The 16329-nt window shown below is 24.3% G+C and carries 16 protein-coding genes; 5 read left to right on the top strand and 11 right to left on the bottom strand.

What is annotated here, in order from left to right; translation table 11 throughout:
- Positions 1-29 precede the first annotated feature (29 nt).
- A complete protein-coding gene (locus O212_RS0103970) occupies positions 30-896 on the bottom strand; it encodes an N-acetylneuraminate lyase (RefSeq protein WP_024613863.1) in 867 nt (288 codons plus the stop codon).
- Between the two features lie 32 nt (positions 897-928).
- Entirely contained in the window at positions 929-1594 is a 666-nt protein-coding gene (locus O212_RS0103965; protein ID WP_024613862.1) for an N-acetylmannosamine-6-phosphate 2-epimerase, read from the bottom strand.
- A gap of 524 nt (positions 1595-2118) precedes the next feature.
- Between O212_RS0103965 and O212_RS0103955 the strand changes: the two genes are divergently transcribed.
- Entirely contained in the window at positions 2119-2343 is a 225-nt protein-coding gene (locus tag O212_RS0103955; protein WP_024613861.1) for a hypothetical protein, read from the top strand.
- A 40-nt stretch (positions 2344-2383) separates the two neighbouring features.
- Here O212_RS0103955 and O212_RS0103950 read toward each other — a convergent pair whose 3' ends face one another.
- Positions 2384-3451, bottom strand: coding sequence for a mannose-1-phosphate guanylyltransferase (locus O212_RS0103950; protein WP_024613860.1), 1068 nt, complete (start codon positions 3449-3451; stop codon positions 2384-2386).
- A 108-nt stretch (positions 3452-3559) separates the two neighbouring features.
- Positions 3560-4273, bottom strand: a complete 714-nt coding sequence (locus O212_RS0103945; protein WP_024613859.1) for an SDR family oxidoreductase — start codon at positions 4271-4273, stop codon at positions 3560-3562.
- Positions 4274-4423: 150 nt separating this feature from the next.
- On the opposite strand from O212_RS0103945, the gene O212_RS0103940 reads away from it, so the two are divergent.
- Positions 4424-5062 (top strand): lactate utilization protein, encoded by a 639-nt coding sequence (locus O212_RS0103940; protein WP_024613858.1) that lies wholly within the window; start codon positions 4424-4426, stop codon positions 5060-5062.
- A gap of 152 nt (positions 5063-5214) precedes the next feature.
- Here the strand turns inward: O212_RS0103940 and O212_RS0103935 are convergent, their stop codons facing one another.
- The 5 genes from O212_RS0103935 to O212_RS0103915 all read right to left on the bottom strand — a co-directional run bounded on the left by O212_RS0103935 (position 5215) and on the right by O212_RS0103915 (position 10522).
- Entirely contained in the window at positions 5215-6555 is a 1341-nt protein-coding gene (locus O212_RS0103935; RefSeq protein WP_024613857.1) for an MFS transporter, read from the bottom strand.
- 114 nt (positions 6556-6669) lie between these two features.
- Positions 6670-7677, bottom strand: a complete 1008-nt coding sequence (locus tag O212_RS0103930; RefSeq protein ID WP_024613856.1) for an extracellular solute-binding protein — start codon at positions 7675-7677, stop codon at positions 6670-6672.
- Positions 7667-8446, bottom strand: coding sequence for a DUF3919 family protein (locus O212_RS0103925; RefSeq protein WP_024613855.1), 780 nt, complete (start codon positions 8444-8446; stop codon positions 7667-7669). The genes O212_RS0103930 and O212_RS0103925 overlap by 11 nt, the downstream gene beginning before the upstream one ends.
- A 20-nt stretch (positions 8447-8466) precedes the next feature.
- Positions 8467-9858, bottom strand: coding sequence for a HAMP domain-containing sensor histidine kinase (locus O212_RS0103920; protein WP_024613854.1), 1392 nt, complete (start codon positions 9856-9858; stop codon positions 8467-8469).
- A complete protein-coding gene (locus O212_RS0103915; protein WP_024613853.1) occupies positions 9848-10522 on the bottom strand; it encodes a response regulator transcription factor in 675 nt (224 codons plus the stop codon). Before O212_RS0103915 ends, O212_RS0103920 begins: the two co-directional genes overlap by 11 nt.
- A gap of 202 nt (positions 10523-10724) precedes the next feature.
- On the opposite strand from O212_RS0103915, the gene O212_RS0103910 reads away from it, so the two are divergent.
- Positions 10725-11339: a DedA family protein gene (locus O212_RS0103910; protein WP_024613852.1), complete on the top strand. Its 615-nt coding sequence runs from the start codon at positions 10725-10727 to the stop codon at positions 11337-11339.
- Between the two features lie 73 nt (positions 11340-11412).
- Here the strand turns inward: O212_RS0103910 and O212_RS0103905 are convergent, their stop codons facing one another.
- Complete coding sequence (locus O212_RS0103905) at positions 11413-12234, bottom strand: nitroreductase family protein (protein WP_024613851.1); 822 nt, start codon at positions 12232-12234, stop codon at positions 11413-11415.
- Positions 12235-12408: 174 nt separating this feature from the next.
- On the opposite strand from O212_RS0103905, the gene O212_RS0103900 reads away from it, so the two are divergent.
- Complete coding sequence (locus O212_RS0103900; RefSeq protein WP_024613850.1) at positions 12409-12759, top strand: helix-turn-helix domain-containing protein; 351 nt, start codon at positions 12409-12411, stop codon at positions 12757-12759.
- Between the two features lie 50 nt (positions 12760-12809).
- On the opposite strand, the gene O212_RS0103895 is transcribed toward O212_RS0103900, so the two are convergent.
- Positions 12810-15560 carry a YfhO family protein gene (locus tag O212_RS0103895; RefSeq protein ID WP_024613849.1) on the bottom strand — a complete coding sequence of 917 codons (2751 nt, stop codon included), beginning with the start codon at positions 15558-15560 and terminating at the stop codon, positions 12810-12812.
- A gap of 190 nt (positions 15561-15750) precedes the next feature.
- On the opposite strand from O212_RS0103895, the gene O212_RS0103890 reads away from it, so the two are divergent.
- Positions 15751-16083, top strand: coding sequence for a DUF1622 domain-containing protein (locus O212_RS0103890; protein WP_024613848.1), 333 nt, complete (start codon positions 15751-15753; stop codon positions 16081-16083).
- Positions 16084-16329 lie beyond the last annotated feature (246 nt).

The raw sequence follows: 16329 nt of genomic DNA, 5'->3' as shown, positions 1-16329 counted from the left end.
CTATAAAATTTTATTTTAATTATTAAATATTAAAAGTATTTCTTGTTTATTTCCTTTGCTCTTTCAATCATTTCTTCTGTTGCTTCTTTCATTGGTTGTCTACAGTAACCTGCATCCACCCCTTGTTCTTGTAACATTAACTTAATTGTTTGATATAATCCATTATTTAATATATCAGTAATTAAATCATTAGTTACGTGTTGAATTTCTAATGCTGTTTTTATATCACCCTTTTGAGCAGCTTCAAAAATTTGTCTTGCACGAACTCCATTAACATTAAATGTTGAACCTATAGCTCCATCAACACCAAGTACTGTTGCTGGTAACATCATTTCATCAAATCCTGCAAAAATTAATTTATTTGGGAATGCTTTTCTCATACGCTCTAATAAATAGAAATCTGCTGCTGTAAACTTAACACCTATTATTTTTTCATTTTCAAAAAGCTCTGCAAATTGATCTATTGACATATTTACTCCTGTTAGGAATGGTATTGAATATATAATAAGTTTATTATCAACAGAATTTATTATTGTTTCATAGTAGTGTTTAATTTCATTAAAATCAAATTTGTAATAGAATGGTGTAACTGCTGATATTGCATCATATCCTAATTCTGTTGTAAATTTTGCAAGTTCAACAGCTTCTTTTAAATTAACTGATCCTACTTGAGCTATTAATTTAACTTGTCCTTTTGCTTCATCCATAGCAATTTCAAATATTTTTTTCTTTTCATCAGTTGAAAGCATAAAGTTTTCACCAGTACTTCCACCTACATAAAGACCATCAATTTTACATACATCAATGTTATGTCTAATAATTTCTCTTAATCCTTTTTCATTTATGTTTCCATCCTTATCAAATGAAACTAATAAAGCTGAATAAATACCTTTCATAATATAAAACCTCCCAATAAAACCTTTTTAATTTATTTTAAAACATTTGTAAATCTTCTAGTTATTTGTTGTGGTCTTGTTATAGCTCCACCAACTACAGCTGAGTACGCACCTAAATCAAAAGCTTGTCTCAAATCTTCTGGTGTATTTATTTTTCCTTCACAAATAACAGGAATCTTTACTGTTTTTATTAACTTTTGTAATAATTCAAAATCTGCTTCATCACTTTGCTTAGAATATGGTGTATATCCAGAAAGAGTTGTTGAAATACAATCAAACCCAAGCTTTTCTGCTTCTATTCCTTCTTCTAAGGTTGATATATCTGCCATCGCTAATCTATTATTTTTGTGTATATAATCTACTAAATCTTTAAGTTTTTCATCATGTGGTCTTCTTCTTCCTGTTGCATCTAATGCTATCATTTCACATTCAGTAGTAAGAAGATCATCAATTTCTTTCTTCGTAGGTGTTATATAAATATCTGAATCATCATAATTTATTTTCAGTATCCCAATAACAGGTAATCCTGTTACTTTCTTTATTTCGTTAATATCACTAACTCCTTGAGCTCTTATCCCTACTGCCCCGCCTTCTTTTGCAGCTTTAGCCATTCTACCCATAATAAATGAGCTATGCAAAGGCTCGTCCGCTAATGCTTGACAAGATACTATCAATTTTCCCTTAACTACATCTAACATCAAATCACCTTTTCTGAAAATTATTTTCTTTATGATTATATTGTAATCATTTTCTTTTACTATTTCAATAGTTTTTTGAAAATTATTTTTCATTTTAGAAAATAATTTTCAAATTAATGGATTTTAATTTTCAGTATTTTTTCATAAAAAAAGCGAAGATTCAGTTTATACATGAATCTTCGCAAGAAAGTTTTATAACTATTTTTAAATTTTTTCTTCTAAATAAGCTAAATCTTTTTTTACATCTTTTAATAACTTTGTAATAAATATTGAAAATAAAAATACAAATAAAATTAATTTTATCATCTTTAATTCCTCCATATCTTTATTTTGTTATACAATCAATTTATATTATACAATATTTTTACATTTTTTCAAATTGTTTTATTTTGTTCTAATAAGTATTTTCTTATTAAAATTTATTTTTAATAATGATTTAACTTTTTATAAATAAATGTTATATTTTATATATACATATATTTTATTGATTTTAAATATTTTCATTTTATGAGGTGATTTATTATATGAATAATTATAAAAATGACTATGATTACAACCTTGGAATAGTTTATGATATTTTTGATAATGGTTTAATTATTAAACCTATAGTTGTTATAGACGATAGTGGATATGATTTATTCAAAGTTTATCTTGATAATGAATCATTAAATAAATTTGATTTTAACCCTTCATCAGAATGTAACTTAATTCCTTATAATAAAAATAAAACTTTAATTGCTTTTTATTAATATAAATAAAAGAAGGCTTTTACACCTTCTTTAATATTTTTTATAAATACTTTTTATAATCTTTTTCACCTTCAAGTTCATTTAAAAGATGTTTTATCTCTTGATCTTTTTCCCTATTCATAACAAGGAGTACATCTCCTGCATCAACTATTACTATATCTTTTACTCCTAATCCTATTATTAAACTTTTTTTACCGAATACAGAACAGTTTTCACAGCCTTCTAAATATACATTTTCAGATACTGAATTACTATTTTGTTTATCTAAAAATCTACTTAAAGCACTAAAACTGCCTATATCGTCCCATGTGAAGTCGCATTTTATCACATAAGCTTTTCTAGTCTTTTGCATAACACCAAAATCTATTGATATACCATCTATTAGCTTATATTGTTCATTGATTACCTCTTCTTCATTTTCTTCGCCTATATACTTATATATCTCCATTAAAGACTTATGCATAAATGGAAGGTATTTTTCTATTTCTCTTAGTATTACATCCGCCCTAAATATGAACATTCCTGAGTTCCATAAATAGGTTCCTTTATATATGAAGTCTTTTGCAACTTCTACGTTAGGTTTTTCAGTAAATCTAGCTACCTTATATGCTGGCCTATTTCCGCCAATTCTATTGCCCATCTCAATATATCCATACCCAGTTTCTGGTCTTGTTGGATCTATCCCTAAGGTTACTATACATCTTCTCCTATTTGCTAATTCAACAGCTTGGGCAAGAGTCTCTATATATTCCTTTTCATTTTCTATATAGTGATCTGATGGTAAAACTATCATTACTGCATCTCTATCTTTTTTTAATAATTTAACTGCTGAAAGCCCTATACATGTAGCAGTTTCTTTATTCATAGGTTCTGTAATAATATTTTCTCTTTTTATATCTTTAAGTTCTTCAGCTATTTTTTCTTTATAATCTTGATTTGTAACTACGTAAATATTATTTTTTTCTATTAGAGGAGTTATTCTGTCAACAGTGTTTTCTAAGAAGCTTTTTTCTTTTATTATTTTAAGAAACTGCTTAGGTTTCTCTGTTCTTGACAAAGGATAAAGTCTACTCCCCTTTCCGCCAGCTAAAATAAGCCCGTATATCACACCTTTTCAACTCCATGTAATACTATAGTGTATTCTATGTTATTTTTTAATACTTTGTGCAATAAAAAAACTATACTACATAAATAGCACAGCTTTTTTTCTTTAAATTTAATATATCATTTTCTTTGTCATTCCACCGTCTATAACTATATTTTCTCCATTTAAAAAGTCATTTTCTTCATTGGTTATAAATAAGCAAGCATTAACTATATCTCTTGCTTTCCCAACTCTTCCTGATGGATGAATTTTATGATCTTCATCTGACAATTTCTCATAATTAGTAGTTTGAATCCACCCTGGACTTATTGCATTTACTGTAATATTTGTATCACTTAATGATATTGCCATAGAATTTGTAAGAGAAACCAATCCACCTTTTGATGCACCATAAGCTTCCCAACCTGCTTCATTTTGATTCCACCTTGTTGATGCTATATTAATTATTCTTCCATAACTTTCTCCTTTATTTGCTTTTAAAAATTCCTTAGAACAAATAAAAGCTCCTCTTAAATTTACTGCTATAACTTCATCAAACTCTTCTATTTCTATATCAAATATTGATTTATTAAATTTGCTTATTGCACCATTATTTATTAATATATCTATCTTTTTATGTTTATTTATAACCTTTTTAAATACTTCTTCTATTGAATTTTTATCCTTTAAATCCATTTTATAAAATTCTATATTATCTTCTTCAAATTCTCTCTCCACAATATCTGTTGCTATTACTTTTGCTCCAACCTCTGCATACTTTTTTGTTATGCTTCTTCCAATTCCATTACTAGCTCCAGTTACAAAAACAACCTTATCTTTATACATTAACCTTAACACCTCATTTATTCTATATTGTTATAATTATTTTTAATAATAAATTCTATTTAATATTAATATATTCAATCTATTGTGTTAAACTATATTTGTATAATATTTACTAAAATTATTATAACTATACATATGAGGGGGATCTATATGGATAAAACAATAAAATGGAAACAACAATGTGATGCTAATGAGATTGTAAAAATTCTTAAAATGAAATATTACGATGCTTATTATTGCGAGACTTTAATGGATGCTAGAGAGAAGGTGCTTGAATTAATTCCAAAAGGTTCTTCAATAGCTTTAGGTGGTTCTGTAACATTAAATCAAATGGATATAATTGATGAATTTAGAAATGGTGATTATAACTTATTTGATAGATACAAAGATGTTCCTTTTTCAGAAACAGTTGAAATAATGCGTCAATCAATGCTAGCTGATTTCTTAGTTACAAGTACAAATGCAATAACTAAAAATGGTGAACTTGTAAATATGGATTCAACAGGTAATAGAGCTGCTGGGATGATATTTGGTCCAAGAAAAGTTATTGTAGTCGTTGGAGTAAATAAAATAGTTGAAGATTTGGATGAAGCATTTAAACGTTTAAAGAAAATTGCAATATTAAATGCTAAAAGAATAAATCATAAAGCTCCATGTACTACTACAGGTACTTGTTCAGATTGTGATGTAAAAGGTAGAATATGCAATTACATGTCTGTAGTTAATAATGGAAGGAAGTTTGCAAACCGCTTTACTATATTGGTTGTTGCTGATAATGTAGGTTATTAAAAGTAAAATGAGTCCTAATTTTTTATAATTAGGACTCACTTTTTTATAATTCTATTTTTAGGATCTCGATTTATTTGTTTATACTAGATTTATTGTTTGTTGTTTGTATTTTAGGATGTTAGTTTTTTTAGTTAGTTTCTATTTTTATTTTATTAATCTACAGCACCTTCGTAATTATTACGTTTTACTGTTATTTGAAGAATTACTAATCCAATTAATGCACATACAGCACCAATTAGCATAAATATGAATGCTCCATTCCATCCAAATTTATCTGCAAAATAACCAATTAAAAGGTCTGCATTAAGTTGTCCAATTAAATAAGCTGTTAATCCTGCAAATCCATCTGCAGAACCTACTGCAAATTTAGGAACAAGATCTATTAAGCTCATATTAATTAACATTGCTGGTCCATATATAAAGCATCCAACGAATGCAACTGAAAGCATTGATACTAAGTAACTATCAGTTTTCCAGTATATTACTACTGCTACTAAAACGCCAATCATACATATTATTCCAAGTGGCGCTCTATTTCCTTTAAATACAACATCTGATAGCCAACCTATTAATATAGTTGCTGGAATTGCTGAATATTCAAATAACATCATTGCCCAGTTAGCATCTGCTAATGAAAAATGCTTTGATTGTGTTAAGTAAATTGGAATCCAGTCAACCATACCTTGTCTAACTATATATATAAATATATTTGTTATTGCTAATATCCAAACATATTTATTTCTTAAAACATATTTAAACATTATATCTCTCATTGAAAGAGAATTTTTATCAACATTCTTTTCTTCTTCTAGAACTTCTTCACCATAATATTCTTGTATTGAAGGTAATCCTACTGATTCTGGTGTATCTGCTCCAATGAAAAACATAAAAATAACTATTCCAATACATATAACTGCTGGTAATAAGAATATACTTTGATAGCAATTTGCACCAAAGATAAATAATGATAAAGTTCCAAGTGGTCCTACAAGACCTCCACCTATATTATGTGAAGTATTCCACGTACTCATCTTAAGACCACGTTCATTTTTTCTGAACCATTTTCCTATTACAATATGACAAGCTGGTGCACCCATTGCTTGGAATATACCATTTAATATCATAAGGATTACAAATATCCAAACATGTTTTGTAAATCCTAAACATATATTAATTACAGCTGATGCTAAAAGCCCTGTACATAAGTAATTTTTAACATTAGACTTATCTGCTAATGTTCCTAATATAAATTTACTTAGTCCATATGAAATTGCAAATGCACTACTTATAAGTCCTATTTCTGTTTTTGAAAAATGTAAGTTTTGTATTAATAGCGGTGATGCTATAGCAAAGTTCTTTCTTACTAAGTAGAAAGACATATAGCCAACCATTATCATAATAAATACTCTTATACGATAACTTTTATAAGTCTTTTTAATTTCGTCCTTTGGTAAACGATTAATTGCTTTGGCTGGTTGTAAAAAAGAAATCATTTAATAAACCTCCTTGAAATTATTTTCATGAGTTTATGTTAAATGATTAACATATTAGAAAAACATCACAAATATATTAGAAATGTAACAATTTGTGATGTTTTTATATATTCTTTATGATTTTTTCCATGTATCAATTGCAATATCTTCATTATTTTGGTTTTTAATAATTGAGTAATTATTTAAATTTTTATAATCTAAAACTGGATATGCAAAAGAAATATCTTTAAGTTTTTCCTGTGTTTCCTTTGAAATAATAAAATCAACAAATGCTTCTTCTGCATCTAAATTATCTTTTTTATTTATTATTCCAACCCCATGCAAATCTACTCCAACATTTTTAGGAGTTATTACAATTAGATTAGATACTGTCTTTTCCATTAATTTTATATTACTTAAATATGATATTCCTATAGGATATTCCCCTGATGCAACATTTTGCACTACATTATACCCTCTAGTTGATAATAATCCTGTGTTATCTTTTATTTTTTTTATTATATCTTTATATTTTTCGTCACCTAAATATTCATTTAAGTAATTTATAAAACTATATCCTGTTCCTGATGTTAATGGATTTGGTAATACTATTTTCCCTTTAAATTTAGGATTTTTTAAATCTTCAAAACTTTTTGGTAATGGAGTATCTTTAAAATCTTTTTCCCAAACATTTTTATTTATTACAATTGAAAAAGGATGTACTTCAAAAGCAACCCATTTACCATTTGAAGATTTAAATTCATCCGGTAATCCTCTACTATTTTTAGATACATATCTTTTTATTGAATCTATCTTATCTAACTTTTGTAAGCTTAATTTAGTTCCACTTAAAAATATATCTGCCTTAGGAGAGTTTTTTTCATCTTCTATTCTTGAAATAGCCTCTTGTGTTGGAAGTTGTATATACTCATATGAACAATTTGTTTTACTTTTAAATAATTCTAATATGGCTTTAGTTTCCTCTTCTCTAAGACATGAATAAACAACAATATGCTTACCATTAAGATCTGGAGTTGATTTTTTACTAATATTATCGAAATAAACTATTCCTATAATTAATATAAAAATCAACACACCAAAGGCAACTATTATTTTACTTTTTTTATTTATTTTAATTTTCATATATATTCCCTTCCATATATATTTTCTTACCATTATCATCAGCTAAAAACTGAATTGCAACATATCCTTTATAAACATCAATGAATATTAAATTATTAGTTTTATTATTTATATTTTTATTTATCTTTATTTTTAATGTATAAAGCTTTTTATCTTCTATTTTTACTTTATTTAGTTTAGTCTCATCATTCATTAATTTTAACTTTGATAAACTTCTTGCAAGTTTTTTTTGCTCATTTTTGTTTAAATAAAAACTTTTATTATTGCCTTCATAAAGTACATTTGATTCATTTGTGTTTAATATGTCAATTAAATGTTCATATGTATTAAAATAATTAATAAGTTTTTTATGTAAGCTATTTATTAAATATGAATTTGAATTATAAATATGATTATCAAAAACAAGCTTATTATTTAATGAAAACTCATCTACTTTATTGTTATATATTATTTTTCCCATTATTGTATATGATGAATTTTTGCTTTCAAGTATTACATTATCTTTTGATGAAGAAGTTTTTATTGTATTTATTAAATCTAATATTTCATCTATTTCTAGTTTGCTTGTAATAATTGTATTTCTATAAAAATTTGTATGTATTACTATTTGTTTTGGTATAGAAATATTTAAAGATTTTATTGCAGTTTCTTTATCTTCTACAACAAAAGTTCTCCCATAAACTGTATTAGAATTAGTTCTAAAAAACATTAATGTTATTATAGTTACTATAAAAATAGAAACTATAAAAAATATACTATATTTTTTCATGTTCATATCCCTTCATAAAATTATTTGGAATAGTACTTATAAAATGTAATTTTACATACTGTTCCTGAGTACATTTCACTTTCTACATAAAAATCACCATTTTGATTTTTCATTATATCTTTACATATATTTAGTCCAAAGCCTGTACTCTTTTCACTTATAGGGTTACTTGTATCAAAACCTATACCATCATCTCTTATTACTACTTCAAATTTATCATTATAATTTTTAGAATTAATTGTTAATATTTCACAGCCACTATATTTTATAGCATTATCTAAAATATTTAAAAAAACTTGTTTTGTCTTATTATAATCTCCATATACAAAATGTATATTATAATTACTTTCAACAATTATATGATAATTATCAAATCTAGGCTTTAATATAGAAACACATTCATCTAATATTTTTTTTATATTAATAAACTCTTTATTAATCTGAAAAGATTCCTTTTCATTTTTAGCTATTGCTAATATTTCATTTACTAAATCAAGAAGTCTTTCACCCTCTTGTCTTATACAGTCTGAACTTTCTTTTAATTGTTCCTCATCATGTATTTTAGGTAATATATATGAAAATCCAATTATAGAAGTTAATGGCGTTCTAAACTCATGAGATATATTATCAAAAAATTCTTTTTGATTTTTATAAGCCTTTTTAATTTCTTCTATATATATGTTTATATTTTCACTCATTTCATTAAATGTTGTTGCCAACACTTCAAGTTCATCGCCACTTTCTATATTTATTCTCTCTTCATAATTTCCTTTAGATATTTTTTTTGAATAATCAGTAAGCTTAATTAAAGGATTTGTTATTTTTTTTGCAAATGTATAAAATAATATTATTCCAATTAACATAAATACTACTGCTACAATTAAAACAATATAAAATGCTTGTCTCACAATTGTATATGTTTGAATATCTTTAAAAATAAATCTAACAACGCCACATGTATTATCATCATAAAATATTGGTGATGATATAAAAATATATGGAACTCCATCTATTTTTTCTAGAGTATATGCCTTATTTCCATTTGATGCTTCATTTATATCATTGTAATACCTTAAAATATCTTTATTATCTGTTGTATCATAGATTAATTTATTAGAATTATCAAAAAACTGAACCCTAAAACCAAATCTTTCTTTTAATTCATTACATATGTATGGAGCATAATCTTTTATTATAGTATCTATATTTTCATCTTTGTTTTCCCTAATTATATTTTCTATATATATTTGCGCTGATTTACTATCAGCAATTAATGAGTTTACTGAACTATTCAATAAATTAGTCGTTAATATTCTAAAAGTTATTATACAAATACAAATAATTATAGGAACTAAAATAAAAATACTAGTTATAACTATTTTTCTTTTTATACTTAATTTCTTAATCTGCATCTATCTTATATCCTAATCCATAAATAGTTTTTATATAACTTTGATAATTGCCTAATTTCTTTCTTAATCTTTGTATAAGCATATCTACAGTTCTTGTTGTTCCCTCAAAATCATATCCCCATATTTTTATTAATAGTTCATCTCTAGTAAAAACTTTTCCATGATTTTTAGATAAATAACTTAATATTTGAAATTCTTTATATGTTAAATCAATATATTCTCCATTTATTGAAAGCTTTTTTTCCTTTAAAAATAACTTAAGATCTCCTACTATTAATTCCTCATCTTCATTTTTTACTTTATTATCTAAACTACGCTTTTTTATTATGTTTATTCTTAATAAAAGTTCTGTACTATTAAATGGTTTTGTTATGTAATCATCAGCACCTAACTGTAATCCTAAAAGTTTATCACTCATATTACATTTAGCTGTTAACATAATTATAGGAATATCTTTGATTTTTTTAATTTTAGGAATTAAATCAAATCCATCAATATCAGGAAGCATTGCATCTAAAATTATTATATCTGGTAAATCAGTTAAAATAACATCTAACGCAGATACAGCATTTTCAGCTAATAAAACTTCATATCCTGCAACTTCTAAAGTTATTTTTAACATTTTCAATATACTAATTTCATCATCAACAACCAAAATTTTCATTATAATACCTCCTTTTTATAAATTTTATCCACACTAGATTATATCAATATTTTTTTTAATATTTTAATCTTCTTTTAAAATGTTTACAAATGTTTAAAATATTAATAATAGTAATATAAATTAATTATTCTTAACCTTAATCTAACTTATTTTTAACATATAAAAGCTATACTTTTCATAATATATATATGGAGGATTAACTATGGACATTTTAAATAATTTTGTTGATACTATAGTTTCTTTAATAGATAACTTTGGTTACATAGGAGTATTTGTAGCAGTATTTTTAGAATATGCTTGTTTGCCATTACCTAGTGAAGTATTACTTCCTTTTGTAGGATTACTTGCTGCAACAGGAAATATTTCTTTGATTTCAGCTATATTAGTTAGTGTAATTGCTGGTATATTAGGTTCTCTTACTTGTTACGCTCTAGGATACTTTGGAGGCTCATTAATATTAGAATCACTTCAAAGAAAATTTCCAAGTTCACGAAAAAGTATAAATAAAATAAATCACTTTATAATGAAATATGAAAAATCATCTGTTTTCTTAACTCGTTTAGTTCCACTTACAAGAACTTATATTTCATTAGTTGTTGGAACATTGAAATTTAATATTGTTCCATTTATTTTATATTCATTAGGTGGAATAGTTTTATGGAATACATTATTAATAGTTATAGGATATTTTCTTGGAGAAAATACAGCACTTATTAGCCAAATACTTAAGGACTATAGTTTTGTTGTTATAGGATTAATAATTGTAGCTTGTATATATCTTTTATACAAAAAAACTTCAAAGAAAAGAAGACAATAAAAATAAAATGTATAGCTTAAAATAAATTAAGCTATACATTTTTATTAAAACTTTTAATACAAGTTATTGGATTTTATTTCCATATTATTTGTGGCTTTTTTCTTGGTACAGTTCTTAAATATTTTTTATTTGGATATCCAATAACCATACAAGTAACTATTTGATCATATTCTTTAAGTCCAAGTAAATCTAGCATCTTTTTATTTCCTTGAATAGCTCTTATAAAAAATCCACTAAAAAAAGTTCCAAGACCTAATGAATCAACCATAAGCTCCATATTTGATGATGCAAGTGCTCCATTTACTTGTGAATCTGATACAACTAAAATTACAACTGGTGCTTTAAAAAACAATCTATCAATGCTATTAGGATTATTTTTATGTTCATTGTACATATCTATCCACATTTTAGCATATCTTTCATAATAAGCATTTTCTTCACTTAAATTATTAAGTAAATGTTCTCCAGCTTCTTTAAGACTTTCTAAAGCCAGTTCTCTAATTTCATTTATTTTATCTTTTATTACTACATAAGAAACATTTTGCATATTGCTTCCTGTTTGAGTAAATCTTCCTGCTTCTATAATTTTTAATATTTTTTCATCTTCTATATCCTTATCTTTAAAACTTCTAATTGATCTTCTAAACTTAATAAAGTTTAATAAGTTTTCTGAATCTATATTAAATGAATCTTTATTAAACTCTTTTACTTCTTCCATATCATACTCATCTGTTGATACAGCCTTCTTTGGGCATATAGCTATACAATGTCCACATTTTATACAAGATTTGTTTTTTATATTTGCTTTTCCATCTATTATTTCAATATCATTAACAATACAATCTTTGGCACAAAGACTACATCCTATACATTTATCTTTATTCACATTCATCATAACTTTTTCTCCCTTAACATATTATAATTTTTATTTTGTAGATAACAAAGTTGTATAGCTAGCTTTACAATGACACTTTTTTTCTATAAGCTATTATAGTAATTTGATTAAAGTAATACAAGTACTGAAAAATTATTAAGCAACTAACAAAAATGTTAGTAATGGAGGTATTTAATGAGCGATTATTTAAATAAGGATTATTCAAAAAGAGAATTTGCAATAAAATATGCTTTAAATATACTTAACGGAAAATGGCGACTACAAATTTTATGGGAAATTGCTAAGTTAAAAACAGTAAGGTTTAATGAACTTCAAAGAAATTTAGAAGGAATATCTAGTATAATGCTTTCACGTAGTCTAAATGAATTATGTAAAAATAAATTAATTTCTAGAAAACAATATAATGAAATACCACCAAAGGTAGAATATACATTAACTCCACTTGGTAAATCATTATGTCCAGTACTTCATGCACTTGAGGATTTTGGTAATCAAATTTATTCACTGAAAAATGAACCTTTATAATCATTTATCCCCAAACTTTAATATTAGTGTTTAAATTTTGGGGATATTTTTTATTTCTTTTGCTTTTTATCTAAAATTATTGTTATTAAAAATATAATTAACCCTATTAAAGTACATACTATTCCTATCCTTAAAAATGGAGTCTTATAAGTTAATTCTATTTTATGTTCTCCACTATTTAAATTAGCCCCTAAGAAAGCTTTATTTACTGGAAAAGTTTCTACTATATCACCATCTATTTTTAAAGTCCATCCTTTTGAATAAGGTATTTGAAACATTATAACTCCATCTTCGTATGAATTTATATTACCTACAACAATATCTTGATCCATTTTTTCTATAGTCATTTTATTATTTTTAAGATTCCTAAGATCATCTAAATATTCATCAATTGGTAGATTTAATACTTTTAAAGAATCAAAACTATACTCTCCCATTTTATTAAATTTTATTGTTATTTTATTATTTTCTTTTATCATATTTTTATAATATCCAAGATTAATAAGAACAGAATCTATATTAAAATATCCAGATGCATCCAGAGAATCTGGCTGTTTAAAACTTTTTTGTTTACCATCATATTCTGCTTTTAAAGAAAATTCATCTCCTTTATTAAATTTAAATAAAGGTTTTATTTTTTCTTTTAATCTTTGAATTAAATTATTATTAGATTTCAAGTCACTATATAATGGATTATATTTCAAATTAGCTATATCAAGGTAAATTTCACCACTACTAAAATTATTATCCTTTAAATTTAAAACAATTTTATCTTCTAGTGATTTAACTATAATTTTATTATCTTCTATAATTGCTGTCGTCCCTTTAGTATCAAATTTTAAACTTTCTATACTTGATTTTAAATTAGTTATATTACTAATTCTATTACCATCACTTACTGAAGCTGCATATACTAATGATTCTTCCTTTTCTAATCCATTTAACCTACTAAATTCATCTTCAGATAATATATTTTTATAAACATATGCAAAAGGCATTTCATTTTTATTTTTATATACAGAAAATTTCCCTATATCCTGTATTTTTTCGATTGATGTATGTAACTTTGCATCTTTATTCTTATATCCAATATAATATTTTACTCCCATAATATTATTTACTATAAATCTATTATCAAAATTAATTATTGGACTATTAGGAGTATAAGATCTATTATTTAATGATCTAGAAAATTCAGAAATATAGCCATTATTTACTGATAGATAAGAATCTATACCATTATAATTTAATATTAACGAATTATTTCTTGTTTTTGCACGTGATATATCATCAGTTTTTGATATTCTATAAAAACTATTATCCATTTCATTTATATACTCCTCTGCTCCACCAAAGGATTCAGTATAATATTTTAAAGATTCTCCTTTTTCTATAAATTGCTTTGATAAATTTTGACCATTTGGACTATATCTATAGTAATTATTAAAAGCTATATTAATTGAAAGTAGTATAAGTATAAACATGAAAAATTTATTATTTTTCTCTATTGAAGTGTTCTTACTTGAATAATAAAAAATTATAAAAATCATTACCATTCCCCAAAATAAAACTGGAAACATTTCATTTTTTATTATAGGTAATTCTATCTTTATAAATGCAAATATACCATAAAATATTAATATAAAAACTGCATATAAATAATCCTTTTTATTTGTATTTTTTAACTCATCAAAGCCGATGCATATTATTACACTAGCTATAAATGCAAATATTAATGTCCACCTATTAGAGATTGATGAAAATCCATTCATTATTGATCCAAATATGGGAACCAAAGTCATAACAGAAAAAATTATTAACATATAAAAATATATAAAATATTTTTTTCTTTTTCTAAAAAATAAAGGTAAAAAAATAAATGTTAAAATAGGCGCTGTTATTATTGTCCAAAAAGGATAACTTCCACTTGATATTGAAGAGTATATTAAATTTATATAATATACAATTGGATATATCAATATTGTTGTTTGAGTATTATCACTTGTTATTCTAGATGAAGTAGATATTGAGTATAATGTTGGAAATAATATAATACTAGACATTAATATTCCTATAAAAAAATATATAATTAAATTAAATAAATACTTACTAAATTTTATTTCTCTAAATCTTTTATAATCAAAATATCTAATAAAGGCATAAACTATACTTATAATTGCAATCATATAACAAAAATAAAAATTTGATATCATAGAAATTGCTACCATTAATGAAAATAGATATTTCTTTTTATCTATTATTAACTTATCTATTGTTATGAATACTATAGGCAATATAATTAATGGATTTATAAAGTATGGATGTCTAATTGCAGTCATCATTACAAAACTTGAGAAAGCATAAGATAATCCACCTAACACTCCCCCTTTATTTGAAAACTTTAAGCTTTTTACGTATATTATAAAAGCTAATCCTGCTAAGTATAATCTAAGTGCTATTAATACATCGTAAGCTAAATCTAGTTTATCTAAAGGAAATAATAATGATAAATATGAAATTGGATCTCCTATTATATAATAAGAATATGTCCCAATAACATCACTTCCATATCCTATAGACCAATCCCACTCACTAAATCCAACTGATGGATTACTTAAAAATTTTCTAATCATCTCATTAAAATCATGTAATATGGAATAATGTTGATTTATACCATCAGATAACCAAATTATATTTTTATTTAATATAATAAAAATTAAGTAAAAAGCTAAAAATAAAATTAGAAATATAATTGTATAAATAACTATTGGTGATTCTTTTATTTTATTCTTTAATTTCATGAAAATATTCTCCTGAATTATAAAAATTAGATTAATTTATCAATTTTAATTATTAACATTTAAAATATTTATAATTCAAAATATTTATTTTATTATTAAATAAATATTTATTCACCTTTTTATACTATAAATGATATATAATTAATATAACTCTATTTAATAACTAACATTTACAAAAGAAGGGATTAATTTGTTTAAAGAAATATTAGAAACATTAACTTTTATATTAAATTGTTGTTCAATACTTATTATTGTATGGGGAGTTCTTTTAGCTTTTGTAGCTTTTATAAAATTGGAATTAACAAAAAAAGACAGACTTAATAAAGTAAAAAAAATTACAACAATAAAAAATTATCTAGGTACATATATTTTATTAGGACTTGAAATTTTAATTTGTGCAGATATTATAGAATCAATATTAAATCCATCTATTCAAGACATATTAGTTTTAGCATCAATAGTTATTATTAGAACTGTTATTTCATACTTTTTAAATAAAGAACTAGAATCTAGCAAAGAATAATTTTTCATAAAATCAGCAACAGTTAAACTTATAAATATTATTATATATATTAGTTTTTACGTACATTTAACATTATAAATTTCACTATAATATTGACATTTAACTATCTAAGTATTATCCTTTATATAACAAGTTAATAAGCTTCTTAAAAGGGAGTAGTTTAAAATATAACGTCAACAAACGCGGTATTTAATTATACCTGGTGTTATATACCCTAGTGGTTACGAGACTTTTAATATAAATCAT

Source organism: Clostridium sp. Ade.TY, from assembly GCF_000498355.1.
Classification (GTDB): domain Bacteria; phylum Bacillota; class Clostridia; order Clostridiales; family Clostridiaceae; genus Clostridium.
The sequence above is the reverse complement of the archived record's forward strand: the minus strand, read 5'-3'. Positions and strand labels throughout refer to the sequence as shown.